General features: G+C 58.5%; 16 protein-coding genes. 9 read left to right on the top strand and 7 right to left on the bottom strand.

Annotated elements, in window-relative coordinates; translation table 11 throughout:
* Positions 1 to 300: 300 nt before the first annotated feature.
* From phbB to RZS28_RS06170, 3 genes are all read left to right on the top strand, one after another.
* Positions 301 to 1,023, top strand: a complete 723-nt coding sequence (phbB, locus tag RZS28_RS06180) for an acetoacetyl-CoA reductase (RefSeq protein WP_407340453.1) — start codon at positions 301 to 303, stop codon at positions 1,021 to 1,023.
* Positions 1,024 to 1,963: 940 nt separating this feature from the next.
* Positions 1,964 to 3,115: an efflux RND transporter periplasmic adaptor subunit gene (locus RZS28_RS06175; RefSeq protein WP_407340452.1), complete on the top strand. Its 1,152-nt coding sequence runs from the start codon at positions 1,964 to 1,966 to the stop codon at positions 3,113 to 3,115.
* A 6-nt stretch (positions 3,116 to 3,121) separates the two neighbouring features.
* Positions 3,122 to 6,244 (top strand): efflux RND transporter permease subunit, encoded by a 3,123-nt coding sequence (locus RZS28_RS06170; protein WP_407340451.1) that lies wholly within the window; start codon positions 3,122 to 3,124, stop codon positions 6,242 to 6,244.
* A gap of 112 nt (positions 6,245 to 6,356) precedes the next feature.
* Here the strand turns inward: RZS28_RS06170 and RZS28_RS06165 are convergent, their stop codons facing one another.
* Positions 6,357 to 7,100, bottom strand: a complete 744-nt coding sequence (locus RZS28_RS06165) for an outer membrane protein (RefSeq protein ID WP_407340450.1) — start codon at positions 7,098 to 7,100, stop codon at positions 6,357 to 6,359.
* Positions 7,101 to 7,164: 64 nt separating this feature from the next.
* A complete protein-coding gene (locus RZS28_RS06160; protein WP_407340449.1) occupies positions 7,165 to 9,582 on the bottom strand; it encodes a TonB-dependent receptor in 2,418 nt (805 codons plus the stop codon).
* A 231-nt stretch (positions 9,583 to 9,813) separates the two neighbouring features.
* Between RZS28_RS06160 and RZS28_RS06155 the strand changes: the two genes are divergently transcribed.
* Positions 9,814 to 9,954: a hypothetical protein gene (locus RZS28_RS06155; protein ID WP_407340448.1), complete on the top strand. Its 141-nt coding sequence runs from the start codon at positions 9,814 to 9,816 to the stop codon at positions 9,952 to 9,954.
* A 193-nt stretch (positions 9,955 to 10,147) separates the two neighbouring features.
* Here RZS28_RS06155 and RZS28_RS06150 read toward each other — a convergent pair whose 3' ends face one another.
* Entirely contained in the window at positions 10,148 to 10,687 is a 540-nt protein-coding gene (locus tag RZS28_RS06150; RefSeq protein ID WP_407340447.1) for a helix-turn-helix domain-containing protein, read from the bottom strand.
* A gap of 247 nt (positions 10,688 to 10,934) precedes the next feature.
* Positions 10,935 to 11,369, bottom strand: coding sequence for an RrF2 family transcriptional regulator (locus tag RZS28_RS06145; RefSeq protein WP_407340446.1), 435 nt, complete (start codon positions 11,367 to 11,369; stop codon positions 10,935 to 10,937).
* Between the two features lie 318 nt (positions 11,370 to 11,687).
* On the opposite strand from RZS28_RS06145, the gene RZS28_RS06140 reads away from it, so the two are divergent.
* The 5 genes from RZS28_RS06140 to RZS28_RS06120 all read left to right on the top strand — a co-directional run bounded on the left by RZS28_RS06140 (position 11,688) and on the right by RZS28_RS06120 (position 15,220).
* Positions 11,688 to 12,449, top strand: coding sequence for a TonB family protein (locus RZS28_RS06140; RefSeq protein WP_407340445.1), 762 nt, complete (start codon positions 11,688 to 11,690; stop codon positions 12,447 to 12,449).
* Positions 12,450 to 12,502: 53 nt separating this feature from the next.
* Positions 12,503 to 13,246 (top strand): MotA/TolQ/ExbB proton channel family protein, encoded by a 744-nt coding sequence (locus RZS28_RS06135; protein ID WP_407340444.1) that lies wholly within the window; start codon positions 12,503 to 12,505, stop codon positions 13,244 to 13,246.
* Complete coding sequence (tolR, locus tag RZS28_RS06130; protein ID WP_407340443.1) at positions 13,227 to 13,682, top strand: protein TolR; 456 nt, start codon at positions 13,227 to 13,229, stop codon at positions 13,680 to 13,682. Before RZS28_RS06135 ends, tolR begins: the two co-directional genes overlap by 20 nt.
* A gap of 335 nt (positions 13,683 to 14,017) precedes the next feature.
* Entirely contained in the window at positions 14,018 to 14,344 is a 327-nt protein-coding gene (locus RZS28_RS06125) for a c-type cytochrome (RefSeq protein WP_407340442.1), read from the top strand.
* A gap of 150 nt (positions 14,345 to 14,494) precedes the next feature.
* Entirely contained in the window at positions 14,495 to 15,220 is a 726-nt protein-coding gene (locus RZS28_RS06120; RefSeq protein ID WP_407340441.1) for a cytochrome b/b6 domain-containing protein, read from the top strand.
* 462 nt (positions 15,221 to 15,682) lie between these two features.
* Here the strand turns inward: RZS28_RS06120 and RZS28_RS06115 are convergent, their stop codons facing one another.
* From RZS28_RS06115 to RZS28_RS06105, 3 genes are all read right to left on the bottom strand, one after another.
* The gene (locus tag RZS28_RS06115; protein ID WP_407340440.1) at positions 15,683 to 16,093 is read right to left on the bottom strand and encodes a hypothetical protein; all 411 of its coding nucleotides are present in this window, start codon (positions 16,091 to 16,093) and stop codon (positions 15,683 to 15,685) included.
* A gap of 182 nt (positions 16,094 to 16,275) precedes the next feature.
* A complete protein-coding gene (locus tag RZS28_RS06110; RefSeq protein ID WP_407340439.1) occupies positions 16,276 to 17,721 on the bottom strand; it encodes a DUF1501 domain-containing protein in 1,446 nt (481 codons plus the stop codon).
* Between the two features lie 34 nt (positions 17,722 to 17,755).
* Positions 17,756 to 20,083, bottom strand: a complete 2,328-nt coding sequence (locus RZS28_RS06105) for a DUF1549 and DUF1553 domain-containing protein (protein WP_407340438.1) — start codon at positions 20,081 to 20,083, stop codon at positions 17,756 to 17,758.
* Between the last annotated feature and the right edge of the window lie 398 nt (positions 20,084 to 20,481).

The following is a 20,481-nucleotide window of genomic DNA, read 5'->3' as shown; positions in this document are numbered from 1 at the left end:
GTCTGGATCGCTCGTCCCGACGCCTTTCGAATGATCTTTCGATGTCAACGTCAACCCTGGCGGCAGGCGATTGAGCCACTCTCGCCGCGCCTTGGAGCCGCAGGCGTTAATTCGCAATCGACTCGCCAATGAAGCGGATGCTAAGGCCTGTCGGCTGCAGGGCGCATGCAAAGGCGCTGCGGTCGAAATACCGTGTTTTGAGGCAATGAGTTGAAAATCGGCTCAAAATGATCGACGTCAAAGTCGGTTGCCCCACGTTCTGCAAATTGACGCGGACTGATTTAGAAGAAGAGGACCTTTATGACTAGGATTGCGTTGGTTACTGGCGGCGTCAGCGGCATTGGCGCGGCGACGGCGAAAAGTCTGAAGGCCGCCGGCTATTCCGTCGCGGCGACCTATTTCGGCAATGGGGCGGAAGCCGACGCCTTCAGTCGGCAAAGTTCCATTCCGACCTATGAGTGGAACGTGGCGGATTTCGCGGCGACGCAGAAAGGAATCGCCGCAGTGACGCGCGATATCGGGCCGGTCGACATCCTGGTGAACAACGCCGGCATCACGCGCGACAGCTCGCTTCACAAGATGACGCTGGACCAATGGCGCGCTGTGATCGACGTGGACCTCGGCGGCTGCTTCAATACGTGTAGAGCGGTGATAGAAGGAATGCGTGAGCGCCAGTTCGGAAGGATCGTCAACATCAGTTCGATCAACGCCTTGTCAGGGCAATTCGGACAGACCAATTACGCCGCCGCGAAGGCGGGGGTCATCGGCTTCACCAAGGCGCTCGCCCTTGAAGGAGCGTCGAGGGGAATCACCGCCAACGCGATAGCTCCAGGCTATACAGATACGGAGATGGTCCGGGCGGTCCCGGAGGCGATCCTCAAAGAGATTGTGGCGAGCATTCCCGTCGGCAGGCTTGCGACTCCCGACGAAATTGCGCGCTGCGTTCTTTTCTTGGTTGGCGAGGACGCAGGGTTCATCACCGGAGCGACATTGTCCATCAATGGCGGTAAATATATGATTTGACAGCGTCGGGACGCGGCGCCACGAGCGAGGCTCGGCGTCGCTCCGGCCCGGCTCCGCCTTGTCTTCTGCGGTCCGGGACTGCGGCGGCGACGACAGAGGCGCGCCTTGACGAAGAGATAGCCAGCCTCTCACGGCGCGGCGCAGGCTCCAAATCCGACGCCTATTGTAAGGGGCGTCGACCTGCCTTGTCAGGAGACCGAAACGCGAACCAATCTTTTTTAGGACTCATCGGCAGGAAATCGACGGCTGAAAGGAAAAGCGGGATGAGGCCTCCAATTAGAATCGTCGTCGCAGCGATAGCCTTGGCCTCAGCATCGGGCGCATTGCTTGCGCAGACTAATCCGCCGTCAGGTTATTACGGGTCTCGGCCTCCGCCGAATCCGCCGCCAAGCTGGTTTAGCGGCGGCCGATCGACGGACGGCTGGGACCGGTACCGTTACGATTATTCGGGAACCCGCGGCCGTATGGGCCTTGGCGCCGATCCGATGCACCCTGAGGGCCCGGGGAATTTCTCGACTCCTGGCTGGTGAGGCAGGGCTGCGCCGCGATAGTCGCGGCGAGGAATACGGGAGGCAAAGGGTTGGCCGTCCGGGCCATAGCGCGTGGATGCGCCGCAATGCTTAGTCACGTCCTCGTGACCTCATCGAGTCAGCACGTGATTCAAATAGCGATTAAGCAAATATCTAATTGAATAAAATGGTATTTTCTCTTTGAGGTCATACCGCCGTAACGCTTGGACGTCCCGCCGACGCCAAACTCTAGGGGGCCCAAAAGGGCCAATTGGACCTCGACAAAATTTCCCTTCTCACTTATTCGATTAAGCCCATCGGAATTGCCGTAATATGGCGAGTTTGGTGCTCTTAGTCGAAGGGATTATGGCGAAAGCCGCGGCGCGATTGACGCTGTCGACGCTTCCATGACCTCTGAATGGATAACTGAGTTGCGAAAATCTCACCTTGCCTTTTTGTTGATTCTGGCAGTCGGCTCCGCCACCGGTTTGTGGTTCGGCGCCCGCTCCTCGCCCGTCGAAGGCCCAGCGCGCGTCGTCCCCGTGCCTGTTGGCGCGAGCGCCGCTGCGCGCCGCGATGTCCCAGTCTATCTCTTGGGCCTTGGCAATGTGCAGGCCTACAACTCGGTGACGGTCCGCGCTCAGATCGATGGCCAGATCACAGAGGTGGCGTTCAAGGAAGGTCAAGACGTGAATGTCGGGGACGTTCTCGTCAAGATAGATCGGCGCAGCTATCAGGCGACTCTCGATCAGGCGGTGGCCAAAAGGGCTCAGGATCAGGCCCAGCTCGACAACGCCCGCCGCGATCTCAAGCGCTATAACGAGCTGATCCAAAGCAATTCGATCGCGCGTCAGCAGTTCGACACCACCCAAGCGCAGGTGGAGCAGCTGCAGGCTGCGGTCAAGGGCGACGATGCTTCCATCGAATATGCGCAGGTAAATCTCGGCTATGCGACGATCAGGTCGCCGATCAAGGGGCGGGTCGGGATTCGTAAGATCGATGGCGGCAATGTCGTGCATGTGAACGACCCCAACGGCATCGTCACGATCACCGAGACGCGCCCGATTAGCGTGCTGTTCACCTTGCCGGAGGATGCGCTGCAAGACATTGTCAAGGCGATGGCCGCGGGACCTTTGCCGGTGGCGGCGTTGAGCCGCGACGGCAAGCAGCAATTCGACGTCGGTGAGCTTACTCTGATCGACAACGCGGTCGATCAGACGACGGGAACCATCCAGCTCAAGGCGACTTTGCCAAACGCAGCCGGGCTGCTCTGGCCTGGACAATTCGTCACGACTAGGCTGCATCTGTCGACCCGACGCGGCGTTTTGACGGTTCCGTTCAGCGCGATTCAAAACGGGCCGGAAGGCAGTTTCGCCTTCATCATCAAGAGCGACAGCGCCGTCGAAATCCGCAAGCTAAAGCTTGGGCTAGTCAATGACGAAACCGCAGTGGTCGAGGCTGGTCTGGAAGAAGGCGATCTCGTCGTGACGAGCGGGCAATACCGTCTTCAACCTGGCTCGAAAGTTCACGTCGAGGGAAGCCCGCCCGCAACCCCAGTTGTCGCCAGCCGGCGTGATGATTAGGCGCTAATGAGCTTTTCGACCCCTTTCATCGAACGGCCCGTCGCCACGACCTTGCTGATGATCGCGGTCACGCTTCTTGGCCTGGTCTGCATTCCGCAATTGCCAATCGCGCCGCTGCCGCAAATCGATTTCCCGACCCTTTCGGTCTCGGCCACTTTGCCGGGCGCCGATCCCGTGACCGTCGCGTCCTCGGTGACGAGCCCGCTTGAGAGGCAGTTTTCACAAATTTCGGGGCTGACCCAGCTGACTTCGACGAGCGCGCTCGGCTCGTCGTCGATCACTTTGCAGTTCGACCTCGACCGCAGTTTCGACAGCGCCGCCCAGGATGTGCAGGCGGCGATCAATGCAGCTGCCGGAACCCTCCCGAAGAATTTGCCGACCCCGCCGACCTACCGCAAGTCCAATCCAGCTGATTTCCCAATTCTGGTTCTTAGCGTTTCATCAGAAACGTTGCCGCTCGCGATAGTCGATGATTATGCCGACAACGTCCTCGCGCAGCAGCTCAGCCGCATCCTCGGCGTCGGCCAGGTCCCGATCCAGGGCGAGCGCAAACCGGCGGTGCGCGTACAGGTCGATCCCTTGAAGCTTGCGGCAATGGGACTGAGCCTCGAGGACATTCGCGCGACGATCGTCAACGCCACCGTCGATGCGCCAAAGGGAAGCATCGAGACCGACCGCCGCAGCTTCACAATCTACGCCAATGATCAACTGACAACCGCTAAGCCGTGGAACGACGTCGTCATCGCTTATCGCAACGGCGCGCCGGTTCGCATCCGCGATATCGGCGAGGCTGTCGACGGCGTCGAAAATGTGCGCAGCATGGCTTGGGCGAGCGGCCATGCCGCCATTGTCCTCCCGATCTTCAGACTGCCGGGCGCGAATGTCATTGATACGGTCGCCCGGGTCAAAGCGGCCTTGCCCTTGCTACAGGCCTCGATGCCTCCAGCTTTGAAGATTGCGATCGACGTCGACCGGACGATCACCATTCACGCCGCCGTCGCGGATGTGGAATGGACGCTGCTGCTCACGATTGTTCTGGTGGTCATCGTTATTTTTCTCTTTCTTGGCAACATCCGCGCGACGCTGATCCCGAGCGTCGCCGTGCCGCTGTCGCTCCTGGGCGCTTGCGCGCTTATGTATGTGGCCGGCTTCAGTCTCGACAATCTTTCATTGATGGCCCTGACGATCTCGGTCGGCTTTGTCGTCGATGACGCAATCGTCATGTTGGAGAATATCTACCGCCATATCGAAGCTGGCCTGAGCCCGAAGGAGGCGGCGGTGAAGGGGGCCGCGGAAATCAGCTTCACGATCATTTCGATCAGCCTGTCTTTGGTTGCGATTTTCATCCCGATCCTGATGATGTCGGGGATCGTCGGCCGTCTTCTGCGCGAATTCTCTTTGACTGTCACCTTGGCGATCTTCGTCTCGGCGGTCGTTTCGCTGACCCTGACGCCCATGATGTGCGCGCGCATCCTCACTCATGACAGTCTGACGAATTCCGGCCGCATATCACGGATCTTCGAGGCCGCCTTCGGCGCTCTGCTGGCGGCATATGCCAAGGGTCTCGACGTCGTGCTGCGGCATCAGCGCGCAACTCTTTTCGTTTTCTTCGCCACCGTCGCCGTCACCGGCTTTTTATATGTGATCATTCCAAAAGGTTTTTTTCCGCAACAGGACACCGGGGTCATCTACGGGACCACGGAAGCTGCGCAGGACATCTCCTTCGCCGACATGACCAAGCGCCAATTAGCCGTCACTGACACTTTTGTCGGCGATCCAGACATCACGGGCTGGACCTCGTCGATCGGCAGCATTGGCTCGAGCGCGTCAAACAACGGCTTCGTACGAATTGGCCTCAAGCCTTTTGGCGAGCGCCGCGCGACGGCGGATGAGATCATCGCGCGATTGCGCAAAAAGACTGCGTCTCTGCAAGGTGTGGCGTTTTTTATGCAATCGCCGCAGGAGCTCAATGTTGGCGGAAGGCCTAGCCGCACCCAATATCAATATACCCTGCAAGACGCTGACATCGGCGAACTAAATCATTGGGCGCCGCTGATCCTGGCGAAGCTGAAGACCTTGCCCGAATTGCGGGACGTTGCGACTGACCAGCAGTCGCTCGGCGCAACGATCGCCGTCGTCATCGATCGCGATCAGGCCGCACGCTTCGGCATTCAGCCACAGGTCATCGACGATACGCTGTATGACGCCTTTGGGCAGCGCCAGGTGACGCAATATTTCACTCAGCTCAACAGCTATCATGTGGTGATGGAAGTGCTGCCCGAGCTGCAGGGCAGGCTTGATACGCTCGAAAAAATCTACATAACTTCGCCAACGACCGGTCGGCAGGTGCCGCTCTCGACTTTCGTGCATTATGCGTCGGATCAGATCGGCTTGCTATCCGTCAACCATCAGGGGCAATTCCCGGCGGTGACGCTGTCCTTTAATCTGGCGCCTGGCGTTTCGCTCGGTCAGGCGGTGGATGCGGTTGAAGCGGCGGAAGCCGAAATTGGCGCGCCCGCGGCCCTCATCGGCGGCTTCCAGGGCTCCGCCCAGGCGTTTCAAAAGGCCTTGGCCTCCCAGCCCTTTTTGATTCTCGCGGCTCTGATTGCGGCCTATATCATTCTCGGCGTGCTTTATGAGAGCTTTATCCACCCGCTCACGATCCTTTCGACGCTACCCTCGGCAGGCGCAGGGGCTCTCCTGTTCCTGATGTTATTCCACGAGGACATGTCGCTGATCGCGCTGATCGGCATTCTTCTCTTGATAGGCATCGTCAAGAAGAACGGGATCATGATGGTTGATTTCGCCATCAGCGCCCGACGCGATCGGGGCTTGGCGCCGATCGACGCGATTCGCGAAGCCTGTCTGCTTCGCTTCCGGCCGATCATGATGACGACGATGGCCGCCATTCTGGGCGGCGTTCCGCTCATGCTCGGTTCCGGCGCCGGGTCTGAACTCCGTCAACCCCTCGGAGCGTCAATGGTCGGCGGCCTGCTTGTCAGCCAGCTGCTGACCTTGTTCACCACTCCAGTGATCTATCTCGCTTTCGAATATCTGCGGAGCGGCCGCCCGGCGCCTGCAAAGCAGTGCGTCGACCAGCCCGAGATCAGCGCCGCCGCTGCCGAATAGATCACATTCGACTTTAGACGTAAAAGCCGAGACCGACCCGATGCATATCGAAACAGTCTCGGCTTAATGCTCTCCACATATCGCGTAAGAGCCAGAAGCTCCTCACGCAGACTCAATATTTGGCGACGACCGCAGCGGGAGGCGCCGGGGTGAACTTGTAGCTGAAGCCCACCTGGACCTGATTTTGTGTCCACCGATGGCTTTGGAATACATTCGGGAACACGATTGTGCCATCATAGGTATAGCCGAGCTTGGTGTAGCGATACTCCGCTCGCAGCGACCAATTGTTGTCCACGCCATATTCGACGCCGCCGCCTACGGTCCAGCCGCTGCGACTGGTCGAAAAGCTGTTATTTATGCCGAGGACGTTGTAGGTATTCTGAATCCAGCTGTAGACGCCGCCGCCGGTCGCGTAAACCAGGGTGCGATCAAAGGCGTAGCCGACGCGGCCGAGAATCGCGCCTTGAACCGGAGCAGCCGTCGTCACGTTATATTGAAGATGATATACCGGCTGGGTGCTTTTGCTCAGGCTCGTTCCGTCGACCCGCCCCTCTAGGCCGAGCACGAATTGATTGATCTGCCAATTATAACCGATGTGGGCGCCGCCGATGACGCCTTCCGTCTGGGTAGAGCCTGACGTGTAGGTCGCCGGGAAAGCCACACTCCCAAGAGGCCCGCTGAGCCATATGTTGCTGGAATCCTCGCCCCACCCGTAACCGATCTGGCCGCCGAGGTAAACGCCAGTCCAGGTAAAGGTGGGCGGCGGGGGCGGAGCAGCCGCTGGAAGGTCGGCCGCGAGGGCCGAGACAACAAAGGGGACAGCGCCTACGGACGCCAAAAGAGATCTCTTTAACATGGGGAACGCTCCTAGGATTGAGATGTTTGAAGATGTCGAATGCTTTAGATCGGGGCGCGCGGCCTCAGAATTTCGCGCGTAGGGTAACGCCGGCGTTAAGCGGATCGCCGACGTTGCCGCTGATCAGCCCCTGAGCGCTGGCTACAACGTTGATCCAATAGTGCAAATTGGTTGCATTATGGATCCAGGCGGACAAATCCCAGCTGCTATCCTCAAACTTGACGCCTGCATGCAGATTAAGCAGAGCGTATGCAGGGATGATGCTGTAAACCGAATCCGTGGTGTCTGAGTAGGTCTTGGTCTGAAAGGTGACGTCGGCGCCAATATAGCCAACCAATGGCTTCGGATTGAAGTCAAACACATTGCCTATACTATGGCTGTATTCGACTCCGCCGGCCATCGCCCATCTTGGCGTGAGCGACAGACGTTTGCCAGTGAAGTTGCAAGTCGTTTGATAGTTAAGTTCGAATGGACACGGCGCGCTGTTGAAAGAACCGTAGAAGGCGTCATCGTAAGTCGCCGACGCATAGGTGTTGAGGCCGTCGATCGGCTGATAGCGGATGTCCGCTTCGACGCCGCGCGAGATTGCGCTCTGCGCATTAGCTAGGTAGCTCACCGCTGTGCCAGAGACAATCGATGTTGCTGTTGTGATGTAGTTATGGTCGATCATCGCGAAAACAGCGATGTTGGTCAGCAGGCGGTTATCCAGAAACTGCCCCTTAAAGCCCATTTCATAACTGTCGAGGGTCTCTGGAAACACGGTGGTCGGAGCGGTGAGGGGAAGATTTGCCGTGGGGTTAGGACCGCCGTCGCGGCCGCCTCTCGCATAGGTGACATAGCCAAGCACGTCGGGCGTGAATTTATAGCTCGCCGAGGCGAGAGCCGAGAAGAATCCGTCGTTGGTGTCAGCTGTATACTGCCGGTTGGCGCCAATGAAGGATGCTATCGCTTTGGCCGCCGTAAGCTGGTCGGCGGCTGAGAAGCCAGAGAGGGGCTGAGTGCTGAATTGATATTGCCTGAAAATGCTTGTTTTCGCGTAGTAGGAATAGCGCGCGCCGCCAGTCAGATCCACGTCCGGCGTCACATGCCAGACTGCCTGGATGTAGGGCGCAATATTATTGGTTGCGGGATTGTCGTAGCTTTGACGGCCGAGATAGTTGTATATAGCGTTGTTCAGCGCGGCGGAGTTGGCGGTGGCGCCATAGAACGCCCCGGCGTTGTTGCCATAGGTCGTCAGGCCCCAATCATACAATTGCTCCCAGAGATACCAAACGCCGGCGGACGCCTCGAACTTCTCGCCCTTCGGCGTTGAGATCTTGAAGTCCTGCGTGAAGGAGTTTTCGTACACGTGGCCGTTAGAGTTCGTATTGAGCTGTACCCATCCGTAGTTGCTTCGGTTATTTGGGTGAAAGTCCCAACCGCGGAAGGATGAGACGGAGCTGAAATTAAATCCGTTGAACGCATAGTTGATATTTGCGGCGGCGCCGTAGCTTTCCTGCGACGTTTGCTGATAGCCGATAATAGCCGCTTCGTAGCTCTGTGGGGCGTTGAAGGCAATTGGCGAGGTAAACCCGATTCGGGCCATGCGCTGGAGCCAATTATTCGGGACGGGGGCTCCATTGGCATATTGCGTGGCCACGCCTGAATTGAGGTTGACGCAGCAGGCCTGATTGACCTGGGACCAGTCAAAAATCAGACGGGCTGTCAGATCGTTGGTCGGCGTGTAGAGGATTTGAAAGCGACCGCCCTTGTCGTGCCAGTCATTGAAGCTCTGGCCGCCGTAATAATTGGGAAGGTAGCCTTGGTGGTCGCTGCTGAAGGCCGCAATCCGGAAGGCGACCTTATCGCTATCCGCGATGGCGCCTGTAGCGCTGCCCTTGAACTGAACAAAACCATAATTGCCATAGGAGGCCTCAACCATTTCTTGCGTCACGAAGCTTGGCAGCGCGGTCGTCATGTTCACCACGCCGCCGGTGCTGTCCTGCCCGCCCGAGGTTCCGCGCGGGCCTTTCAGGACCTCGATGCCGACGAGATCGGGGACATCGAAGACGGCCTGGCCCGGACGAGGTTGATAAACTCCGTCTATGTAGATCGGAACGCCGCCCAGAATGCCGTCCGTTGCGCTGGACGAGGCGGCGCCGAAGCCCCGGATGTTGATCGTCAGGTTGCGGACGTTGCTAAATTTGTAATTCAGACTTGGTTCGAGCTTTTGCGCCTCCTGCAGATTGGTGATCTGCAAGTTCTGGAGCTGTTGTTCGGTGATGACCGTCGCGGACTGGGACGTCTCTTGATATTTCGTCGCCTGCTTCTCCGAAAATGCCCGGACGTCCGACGATTCCGGCTCCGCCGGAGCTGTGACGACCACGTCCTCCACTTGACCTTCCACGGCGCCTTGCGCCAGAGCGCCGGTAGACACGGAGAGGCTGAGGCAAATGGGCAGGCCGATGCGCCGCGCTAGCCGGGGTCGTTTTTGTTCTTCCATAGTGCATTCCTCTTATCGGCTCAGCCGCCGTTGACGCTCTACTCAAACTTCCGGGGAGTTTTGTTGCCCAAAACCCGATCGGAAATAGCGATAATAATTCTTAATTGACTCGATAGATTTGGTCGAAATTGGACTCAGGCTGGCGTGACGAGCAAAAACGCAAATGTGCTTGCAAAAATGTCACAGTCGCCCAGCAGGCGAGATGAAAGACTTACGGCGACGCACGGGGACATGGCCGCCGGGAATCATCAGATCGAGGGCGCTTCGGATGTTCTGGTCATCGGTGACGTGCGGACTTGGCGGCGCGTGTCGAAACTTCCGCATGGCGCCGTCGGGCGGGGCTATGTCCGATCCCTCGACGCCTATGGCTAGATTTTGGTCCGATCGCCTGGATCATCGGACCCGGAACGCAGTCGCACGGATCGGTCAGCATAACGACGCTCAAAGGAACCGGCGGCTCGGGTTCCGCGCGCGGGAGGGTCGCGATATGCGCTATTGCGGAGCGCTGATTGGCCCAAGAAAGCTCTTGACCACGGCTTCTTGGCAATTGATCCGCTCGAGACGCTCACGCCTCGATTAAATTTATGTAGGACATGACGAGATAGAGCAGGGCTTCGGACGATCCTAGATTGCAGTACGTGTGGGGGACGTCGCCTTCGAAGACGATGGCGTCGCCCGCTTCGAGACGCTGCGTCGGCTCCTTACCGGCGGTAATTTCAATATCTCCACGGACGACGACGAGGCTTTCGAGCGTGCCCGGCGTGTGCGCCTCGGAGTGCGCTGTGTGGCGCGGCGCGATGGTCAGCTCGTAAAATTCAATGAGCCGCTTGCTGTCATGCGGAAACAGGGACCGGGAGGTGAAGCGTCCATCGCTTGAAGCAATTATGTCTTTTTTGGCTTTCCTCATTACAAACATGCCGCCCCGCTGACGCGCCGAAATCAGGCTGCCAAAGGGAACGCCAAGCGCATTGGCTATCTTCCATAGAAGATTGATCGTCGGGACAATTTCCCCCGTAGCGACCGCGCCAAGCTCTTTTTTTCCAAGCCCGGAAAGCGCGGCCAGTTTCTCCAAAGAGCCGCCTTGGCGCAGGACCAGCGCGCGCAAGCGATCTCCAATGCTCGAGCCGAAATCGCTCGAAGGAGTGGCAGTTTGCGCCGCATCGTTTGAGTGAATTGTCTTCCCGGAGCCAGAGAGCGGTAGGTTCACCTAGTTATTCCATAAAATGTCTATACTTTGAATAAAAGCTAATTGGGGATCTGCGTCAAGCGGATCGCGCGCTGGCTTTACAAATTTCCCAATGTGCTGGACCGGGCGTGATTTTCAGCGCCGAATCGATCAAGGCGCACGCCGTTTAGCGAAGCGCGAGCTTTTCCCGGTTTCCCCGCGTGCTCAAAGCAGCAATGCTGGTGCGATCCAGAATGAGAGCCATGGAATCGCGCACGTCGAGCATCAGATCGCGCACGGCGCAGGCGTCTTCATCCGGACAGTCGGCGCATTTGCGGTAGGCGGTGCGGCTGGCGCAGGCGATAGGCGCGAGCGATCCATCCAGGATGCGGATGATTTGGCCGGCGGTGATCCTGTCGGCCGGGCGCGCCAAATGATAGCCGCCGCCCTTGCCCTTTTTGCTGCTCAATATGCCGGCGTTCTTCAGTTCGAGCAGGATGGCGTCGAGAAATTTGCGCGGGATCTGATTTTGAGCGGCGATGTCGGCGGCGAGACACGGGCCCTCGAACCTCGCCAAATGCATCAGAGCCTTGAGGCCGTATTTTCCCTTGTTTGAAAGCATGCCGTTCCACATAGGGCCCGGGCATTGGCGCATGCCCGGCGCGAGACCTATCACGCCCGAGCCTTATTCCGTCGCCGCGGACCCGATCATATGAGCCATACATAGTGGAGATTATCGGCGCCGGCAATTTTCCAAGGGAACCCTCGGCCTGGCCGAGAAGCGTCCATGCGAGGTTCGACGATCGCTTTTCAGGATCTGAGGCTCTTCCTGCTTTTGCGTGCGGCGCCGAAAAAAGAGGTTGACCACTATAATAGTATATTTATAGACTTCATGCTGAAAAAAGCCCGATGGGGCGATCTACGATAAAGAGGCGTCGAAATGAGCTCAGCTCTCGCATCCGCAGGCCTAGGACTCGACGAGTATGAACCGCCGCCTCTCATTTCGGCGGCGGGAGCGCAGTCGCTTCTGGCTCCGCAACGCGCGAGGCCTTCTTATTGGACGCAGGCCGCAGCTATCGCCTTCTACGTTTTGGCGCTCGCCGCAGTGGTGACCTACACGGCGCGTCCGGCCCCGCCGGTCGAGGAAGAGGCTCTAGAGCTGGTGATGTTGCCGCCAGCGGTTCCAGACGAACAGCCGCCGGTCGAGGAGCCGCCGCCGCCCGTCGAGGAGGCCCCGCCCGAAACGCCGGAAGAGCCGCCGCCGCCCGTCGCGGAAGAGCCTGCGGTTGCGCCAGTTGAGCCGAAACCGGCGCCGAAGCCAAAACCAAAGGTCGTGGAACACAAGCCGCCGGTCGCGCAGCCCAGCCATGCGCCCCAAACCGCCGCTCCGCCGCGTGCAGGGCCTGCTGTCGTTCCGCCGAATGCGATCGCCTCGGGCTACGCCAATCAGGTCCATGCTCGCATCGCCCGCGCTGCGGCAAGCACGGTTCCGCGCGCGGCCCTGGCCCGTCATGAAACCGGCCGCGTTGGATATCGTCTCGTAATCTCGCCTACGGGCTCGGTGATCTCGCAGAGCATTTCGCCGTCGGGCAATGCCGCCTTCGACGCGGCGGCGACGCAGGCATTGGCGCGGGCCGCGCCGTTCCCGGCAACTGGAATGACGCGCCCCGCCTCCCTATCTGGGGCCATCGTTTTCCGATGAGTCGGCTAGTCCACCAATCAACCCAATCTCACTAACCTAAGGAGAGTTTCGCGATGGCGGATTCCATTGACGCCGTAGCAGCGACGGCAGCTGCTCATGGCTTGTCCCCGATTGATTTGTTCCTGCAAGCCGACACCGTCGTTAAAGCGGTGATGGTCCTCCTCATCCTCGCGTCAGCTTGGAGTTGGGCGGTCATTTTGGAGAAGCTTGTCCGGCTGCATCTTTTGCAGAAGCGGGCTGGCAAGCTGATAACCAGCATTCAAGAGGGTCTGCCTGTCGCGTCGGTCGCCGAGAGCTTCGAAAAAGCCTCTGCGACAGACCCTTTCGTCACGGTCTACAAGGCCATGGTCGAAGAGCATAGCCGCTCCGCCGATCTCGTCTTTTCCGAATCCCAGAGGGATAGTCTCCAGGAGCGCGTGCATCGGGTCGGTCAATTGGCCAGCGCCGACGCGCTCGACCATTTGCAGAGCCGGTTGCCCGCCTTGGCGACAATCGGCGCCGTGGCTCCCTTCGTTGGTCTGTTTGGAACGGTCTGGGGCATTATGACCTCATTCCAGGGCATTGCCGCCTCCAATAATACAAGCCTCGGCGTGGTCGCTCCGGGCATCGCCGAAGCCTTGTTCGCCACTGCGCTTGGCCTGGTCGCGGCGATACCCGCTGTGGTCTTCTACAATCGCATTGGCTCCGACATCGGCCGATACGGCAAGCGCCTCAACGCTTTCATCGGCGTGTTCGAAATCGAATTGTCCCGCCAGCTTTCCAAGAAGGGAGACCGCAATGGCCTTCGCGCTGCGTAAACATGATAGTGAATTCGATGCGCCACCAATGAGCGACATGAACGTCACGCCGCTTGTTGACGTGATGTTGGTGCTGCTGATCGTCTTCATGGTGGCCGCGCCTTTGATGGCGGCTGGCGTTCCTGTTGATTTGCCTAAGACCCAGGCGAAGCCTCTCGTCGATCAAAAGCAGCCGATCGCCGTCAGCATCACTGGCGAGGGCAAACTATTCGTAGATCAGCGAGAAGTGGCGGCGGATGAGCTCATTCTGGTTCTCGGCGAGAATGCCGACAGCAAGGAGCGCCGCATCCATGTCCGTGGCGATAAGACCATCGCCTATGGCAAAGTGATCGAAGTCATGGGCCTAATCAATTCGGCCGGATACACTAAAGTTGCGCTCGTGTCGGAATCGGCCAGCTCTTCCGCTCAAGGAGCGCCTCCGACAGCAACGCGGTAGGTTGGCCTTCCGGTCGATTCCCCTTTGGCCGGCGCTCGCGAGAGGTCGCCGCAGCGGCGACCGCTTGCTTCTACACCTTCGGAATCGCCGGGCGACGCATCAAATTGCAAGCCCCAAGACGATAAACAATCAGGAGAATTGAGATTATGAGTCGGACCTTGATGACCGCTCGCCGGATGATGCTCGCGGGCGGCGCCTTGATCTTGGGCGCGAGCTTTGCTCTGTCGGCCTATTCCCAAACGCCGCCTGCGGGGGGAGCCGCAGGGCCCTCGCCCGCGAGGCAGGCGGTCGAAACGCGAAAGGCCGTATTCACGTTGATCGGGAGCAACTTTCGGGTGATCGGCAATGTGTTGAAAGGCAGCGTCCCATATGATGCCGCCGCAGTGCAAAAAAGCATCGCCCGCGTCGTCTTTCTTTCTGACCTCGTGAGCGAGGGATTCCCCGAGATTTCCAACATCGGTGAGCCGGACACAAAGGCCAAGGCTGACATTTGGACCAATCGCGCCGATTTCGACAAGAAAGTGAAAGACTTTCAAGCGCACCTCGTCGCCTTGCAACAAGTGAACGACACCGAGAAGGATGCCAGCGAAGCGTTCAAGACGGCCGCGAATGCGGTCGCGCAAGACTGCAAGGCGTGTCACGACGAGTACAAGGTCAAGTAAAACCTGGCCTGGCGCCCGAAACGAGCTTGTGGGCAGCGCACTCCCCTTCGCCGCCTGGCGAAGGGGTCTTCTTGAGACAGGCACGCGCAGCACACACCCGGGTGCGGCGCGTGGTGGTTGTTGGGCCCTACTTTCCGGAAAGACCCGTTCATGACGACTATCGAAGACGTTAACGAAGCGCCAGCGGTTGAGCATCGCCAAGTATGGGATTTGCCGGTCCGAGTGTTTCACTGGACGCTGGTTTTGTCCATTATTGGCGCTTTTGTCACCAACCGCCTGGGCGTAAGCTATTTTAAGTATCACGTCTGGTTTGGTTACACCGTCATCGTGTTAGTGCTGTTTCGTGTTGTCTGGGGCGTCGTTGGCACTCGTCACGCGCAGTTTTGGAATTTTGTGTGCAGCCCGGCTGAGACGCTTCGTTATGCAATTGGATTGCTGCGTGGCCACCGTCTACATTACGCAGGCCACAATCCTTTGGGCGCCTGGATGGTTCTGGCGCTGTTGATTGCCCTGGGCGCACAAGCGTCCTTTGGCCTATTCGCCAACGATGAGATTTTCAATGTTGGGCCGCTTTACGGATATGTAAGCAAGGAACTGAGCCTCCAGCTGACGTCGTTGCATCGCCACCTGTTTTATTGGATCATGGGAGCGGTCGCGGTACATGTTCTTGCGGTGATTGCTCATCATGTGTTCGAGCAGGCAAATTTGGTGCATGCGATGATCACTGGCCGCAAACCGCGCCACATTGTAGCGGAAACCGACGGTATTGGTTCGTCGCGCACATGGCTTGCGGTCCTGCTGATCGTCGCGCTCGCTTGGGCTTTGGCATGGGTCGTGAACCATGCGTCGGCGCCCGTCGATGACGGTCTATACTAAAGTTGGCTATGAAATGACATTGGCCGGCGGCGTAGCTGCCGGCCGCATAAGCTTTCCTTAGCGGCAATTGCCGGGGGAGCTGGCGACAAACCAAGCTAATCGCACGCTGGCGCGCGTCCCATGAGGGACGAGGACCTGTCCGTTGCGCCGTGTGTGTATCGACGGGGGTCACGAAACCTTTCGTTTCGGATCAGAACTTCTTCAAAAGTCTCTATAACTTGTATGCGATGTTGCGCTCCACGTGATCTGCGATAGACGACATTGGAGCCTACGGCGCGCTCCGAAAGGGCGAGCCGTTGAAAGTTTCGTCAACAATGATTCGCTGATGTTCGACGAAGCCCCGCCACCCACGGTCGGATCGCTTTTTTCGTCCAGGAGCATTAGTAAATATTATCAAGTAAGCCAAATGGTTTGCAAAGCGCCGGCGCTTATCTCGGCGCCGGCGCTTCTACATATGACATGTCACTTCTTATTTAGGGGCTTATACGTATCGTGACAAGCGCGGCATGTGCGCGCTACGCCCCTGGCCGCCTCGGCCGCTGCGTCGAAATTATTCTCGGAGACGGATTTGATTGCCGCCGCGATTAATTCAAGGCCGTCCTTGGAAATTTGCACGGCGTCTTCGGCATCGCCCTTCTTTGCAAAATAGCCTTGGGTATACTTGAAGCCGTCCTCGAGCACAGCGGCGTCATCCTTGGCGCCATCCGCATTTCCGGCGGTGATGTCGGGCTCGAAATATTTGATCGTCTTGTCCAGATCCCGCATCAAGTCGTCGTCGTAATCGTGCAAATCAAGATCGCGATGATCGGCATAGGCGGGAGCGCCCAATACCGCCGCGCATGTCGCAATAAGAATGATAGCTTTACGAACCATGGATTCCTTCCGTCAGGCGGGCGCTATTGCTCCGCCATGTCCTGATTCTTTGATCAGCGATGATCAGCCTGGGCTGCGCATTGGATGTGGCCGAAGAAAAAGGCCTCGAATGTTCTGCGTCCGGAAGGAATGCCTTCCGGACGCGAGCCATCCGCCCCTGATGGTTGGTTGCGAAGCGTCGATTATGCGAGAAGCTCTTTCACGACCTCGCCATAAACGACGGTTGGACGCTCCGAGCGGCCAGCTCTCAGGTACACGGTCTTCAGGTGATCCAGGCCCAAGAGTTGGAGCACGGTCGCGTGCAGGTCGTAGGTGTCGACTTTCTTCCCGACCGATTGCAGACCGATTTCATCGGTCTCGCCAAAAGTGGTGCCGGCCTTAACGCCGCCGCCTGCAAGCCATTGGGTATAGCCCCACGGGTTGTGATCGCGTCCGTTGCCGCTCTGACCGTAAGACGTCCGGCCGAACTCCGAGGTCCAAACGACGAGGGTCGTATCCAGGAGCCCACGTGACTTGAGATCGGCAAGCAGCCCGGCGATCGGCTTATCGACCGCTCTGGTGTGCGCTCCGTGGTTCTTTTCGAGGTCTCGGTGAGCGTCCCAGTTTCTGACGTCGTCGCCGGCCCCTTCCACCGGCCCTGAGACGACCTGTATGAAGCGCACATTGCGCTCCACAAGCCGGCGCGCGCGCAGCAGGTTTGTGCCGTAATCCTTGGTCGCCGCATCGTCCAGGCCATAAAGCGCCTTGGTGGCCTCCGTTTCCTTGCTCAGGTCGACGGCTTCCGGCGCGGTGGCCTCCATGCGGTATGCCAGTTCGTAGGACCGAAGGCGCGCCTGGAGTTCCGTGTCCTCGGGATGCAGCGCCGCGCGATGTTCATTGAGGGTCTTCAGAAGATCGAGGTCGTCTCGCTGTTCGGACAGCCCAACCAATTCGGGGCGATCGAGGTGAAGGATAGGCGAGTTGCCGGGCCGGAAAGCGGTGCCCTGGTACACTGCCGGCAGGAAGCCGGAACTCCAATTCACCGCCCCGCCGGTCGGCTCCTTCTTGCCGCCGTAGAGCACGACATAGGCCGGCAAATCAGGATTGGCGGAGCCGAGGGCGTAAGTGATCCATGCGCCGAGCGAAGGACGCCCTGGAGACGTGTCGCCGGTGTTCAGCTTGAGAATCGAAATATCGTGGGTGGCCCCTATGGTCGTGCTGGACTTGATGAAGGTGATCTTGTCGGCATGCTGCGCCAGGTTCGGCAGTAGATCAGAGAACCATGCGCCGCTCTCGCCATATTGTTTCCAGGTCCGATTCGAGGCGAAAAGCTTGCCGACGCCGCCTTGCGTGCTCGTCTTGATGCCATTGAGGAAAGACGCTGGCGGCTCCTGGCCGGCCAACTTGATCAGCTCGGGCTTGTGATCATAGAGGTCGATCGTGCTGGGAGCCCCGTCCATGTGGAGCCAGATCACCGATTTAACCTTCGGCGGAAAATGCGGCTGCTTAGGAGTCAGGGGGTCGACGAGACTATCCGCCAAAGCTGGCGTGGCGAATATCCCTCCTCCGGGCATGTGGGCGGCCAGCGTGAGCCCGCCCAGGCCGTATACCGTATTGAACAGCCATTCACGGCGTGAGTGCATTTTCATGATGATGGTCCTTCCTTAGAAGTAGCTGTAGAGATTAGAACCGGTAGCTGAAGTCATTCGAGTTTACGACCACGTGAACCAGATCGACAAAGGCCGCGGCCCGGATCGGATTCAGAGTTTGGGTATCTTTCAAGCCGATCGGGACGGCGATCGAGAACTTGCCGTCTTCCGCTTTCGACTTGAGAACCTCCTCATGGCTCACCAGGAACGCGAGCAAGGCAGTTTTCTCGGACTCATCGGGGTTGCGCGCGAACAGGATCTGGTAGAGCCGATTGAGTTGCGCCGCCTCATCATTGCCCGCCTCGCGGATAACCCTGCCGGCCAAGGCTTGCGACCATCCGAACACGATCTCGCTGTTGAAGAGCGTGAGCGCCTGCAGCGGCGTTGTGGTCACGTCGCGTTTGCTGTGTATTTGTTGCGCGGAGGCCATGTCGAATGTCTCGAGCAGCGGATAGGGGACGCTGCGCCGGGTGAAGATATAGAGGCTGCGACGATTGTGATCTTTGGGATCCTTCGACACTTCCCAAAGGGGTCCGGCGTTCAAGTTTGACGGCACCGGAGGGAAGACGCTCGGGCCGCCAATCTTGTCTTCAAGCTTTCCCGAGGCGACCAGCAGCGAATCGCGAATTTCCTCGGCGTCGAGACGCTTGCGCGGGAACACCGCCAGCAGCTTGTTTTCAGGATCGGCGCTGTGCGCGTCCTCGCGATAGTCCGACGACTGGCGATAGACGCTCGATAGCAGGATCTGACGGTGCAGATTCTTCACGCTCCAGCCATTTTTAATGAAGTCGCCAGCCAGATAATCCAGCACTTCGGGATTCGTCGGCTTGTCGCCGGCCTTCCCGAAGTCGCTGACTGTGCTCACGACGCCTTTGCCGAAATATTCGTTCCAAACCCGATTGACGAAGACCCGCGCCGTCAGAGGATTCTGCGGGCTGACGAGCCAATTCGCCAAAGCCGTCCGGCGTCCCGACGAAGTGGCCGTCGGCGTAATGACCGGTTTCTCGCTGGTCAGGGCCTCGGGGAAGGCGGGCTGGACTTCTTCGAGTGGTCTTTCGTGATTGCCGCCAAAATAAATATAGGTGGGCGGCGCGTCAGGATGGCCGAGTTCGGTCACGGTTGTATAGGTATCCGAACCCTTGGCGGGCTTCAGATTGTCGAACTTCTTCAGATCTTCAGTCAGCTTCTTGTATTGCTCCCATCTTGCGGCATTTTCCGCGCTGTAATCTGGATTGTCCTTATTCTCGCCCGCGTCCCGAACATAGGCCGCTAAATCTACATCCGTCGTGACGTTCGTGAGACGGTGGTTGATCCAACGATCGTGCGACGTCCACTCGGCCTCGGGCTTGAAAATGGAGGCGCGGCTATCCGTCAGATAGCGCTCTTCATGATATTTGTGGGCCTTCGCTTTGACGGGCTCGATAATCGCCGCCTGCTTTTCACGAATCTCCTTAGTGGCTTCCTCCCACTTGGCTTGCTGCTTGTCATACTCGCGTTCAACCGCTGTTTTTATCGCGGGAAGCTTGAATTCTTCGCTCGTATTGGCGAAAAAGGCCTGGAGAGAGTAGTAGTCTTTCTGGGTAAACTTATCGGTTTTGTGGTTGTGGCAACGCGCGCAACCGACCGTAGTGCCCAGGATTGCTTGACCGACCGTATCGGTTATGTCCGTGGTGATCTGATACTTCCTCTGAACCAGATCACGAGAGTTGTAATTGTCGGGGTATCCCGTCAAAAAGCCAGTGGCGACCAAGACGTCCTGGTTGCCGGGAACCAATTCATCGCCTGCTATCTGCTCCTGGATGAAGCGGGAGTAGGGCTTGTCCTGGTTGAAGGCGTTGATCACGTAATCGCGATAGCGCCACATGTTGGCGCGCGTCTGGTCGGTTTGGAAGCCGGCGCTATCCGCGTAGCGCGCCAGGTCGAGCCAACGGCGAGCCTGACGCTCTCCGTAATGCGGCGACGCAAGCAGACGGTCCACGAGCTTTTCGTAAGCGTCCGGCGAAGTGTCCTTCACGAAGGCTGCGACTTCCTCCGGCGTGGGGATCAGGCCCCAGGCATCCAGCGTGGCGCGTCGTATGAAGGCGCCGCGATCGGCTTCGGCGGAGGGCTTCAATCCCTTGGCTTCCAATTTCGCCAGGATAAACGCGTCGATCGGCGTCCGCACCCACTCCTTTTGACTGACCGAAGGTTCGGCCGGCCTTTGAAGCGGCAGCCATCCATAGGGAAGTCGGGATGCGGCGCTCGGCGCTGACGGGCTTGCCGCCTTGGCCGCGTCGTCAGTCGGCTTGTCGTCCGCAACCGCGGCCGCAGCCGAAAGCCCTAGCACGATAGCCAGGGATGCTTTCTTCATTGTTTTCTTCATTGCGTAACCCCAACATTAAAAATGTCCGAGAACATCGTTAGCTCGCGTGTCAGCGCCGTCCCGAGGCCCAATTCGGGCTGATCGAAACGCCATTCGCCGCAACGCAACGGGCTGGTCAGAACAGCAGATTCGGCGAATTCTGCGCTGCCTACTGATGGGCGCCGGCAATCTCGAACAGCGTTGGCTTCAATCCGACCAGCCGAGCGCGCCTTTGAACCACAGCTCTATAATTCTACTTATTCGATCGAGTTATAGCAATGGCTTTTATGTGACGCGGTCGCCTAAAAGGCCCTCCGTAAAGAGTACTGATTGGGCAAAAATTCTATTAGATTTATGGACAAAGTCAATTGACTGGGAATATAGGGTGCTTTAAAAGCCAGCGTGGCTGGGCGGGGGGT

Origin of the sequence: Methylocapsa polymorpha (genome assembly GCF_045689225.1) — a bacterium.
Taxonomy (GTDB): domain Bacteria; phylum Pseudomonadota; class Alphaproteobacteria; order Rhizobiales; family Beijerinckiaceae; genus Methylocapsa; species Methylocapsa polymorpha.
The sequence above is the reverse complement of the archived record's forward strand: the minus strand, read 5'-3'. Positions and strand labels throughout refer to the sequence as shown.

Coding starts and splice junctions, on each gene's coding strand:
- RZS28_RS06115 (WP_407340440.1), bottom strand. CDS start 16,093: ATGGTTCGTAAAGCTATCATTCTTATTGCGACATGCGCGGCGGTATTG.
- RZS28_RS06120 (WP_407340441.1), top strand. CDS start 14,495: ATGACGACTATCGAAGACGTTAACGAAGCGCCAGCGGTTGAGCATCGC.
- tolR (WP_407340443.1), top strand. CDS start 13,227: ATGGCCTTCGCGCTGCGTAAACATGATAGTGAATTCGATGCGCCACCA.
- RZS28_RS06140 (WP_407340445.1), top strand. CDS start 11,688: ATGAGCTCAGCTCTCGCATCCGCAGGCCTAGGACTCGACGAGTATGAA.
- RZS28_RS06145 (WP_407340446.1), bottom strand. CDS start 11,369: ATGCTTTCAAACAAGGGAAAATACGGCCTCAAGGCTCTGATGCATTTG.
- RZS28_RS06160 (WP_407340449.1), bottom strand. CDS start 9,582: ATGGAAGAACAAAAACGACCCCGGCTAGCGCGGCGCATCGGCCTGCCC.
- RZS28_RS06155 (WP_407340448.1), top strand. CDS start 9,814: ATGGCCGCCGGGAATCATCAGATCGAGGGCGCTTCGGATGTTCTGGTC.
- RZS28_RS06170 (WP_407340451.1), top strand. CDS start 3,122: ATGAGCTTTTCGACCCCTTTCATCGAACGGCCCGTCGCCACGACCTTG.
- RZS28_RS06105 (WP_407340438.1), bottom strand. CDS start 20,083: ATGAAGAAAACAATGAAGAAAGCATCCCTGGCTATCGTGCTAGGGCTT.
- RZS28_RS06110 (WP_407340439.1), bottom strand. CDS start 17,721: ATGAAAATGCACTCACGCCGTGAATGGCTGTTCAATACGGTATACGGC.
- RZS28_RS06165 (WP_407340450.1), bottom strand. CDS start 7,100: ATGTTAAAGAGATCTCTTTTGGCGTCCGTAGGCGCTGTCCCCTTTGTT.
- RZS28_RS06135 (WP_407340444.1), top strand. CDS start 12,503: ATGGCGGATTCCATTGACGCCGTAGCAGCGACGGCAGCTGCTCATGGC.
- phbB (WP_407340453.1), top strand. CDS start 301: ATGACTAGGATTGCGTTGGTTACTGGCGGCGTCAGCGGCATTGGCGCG.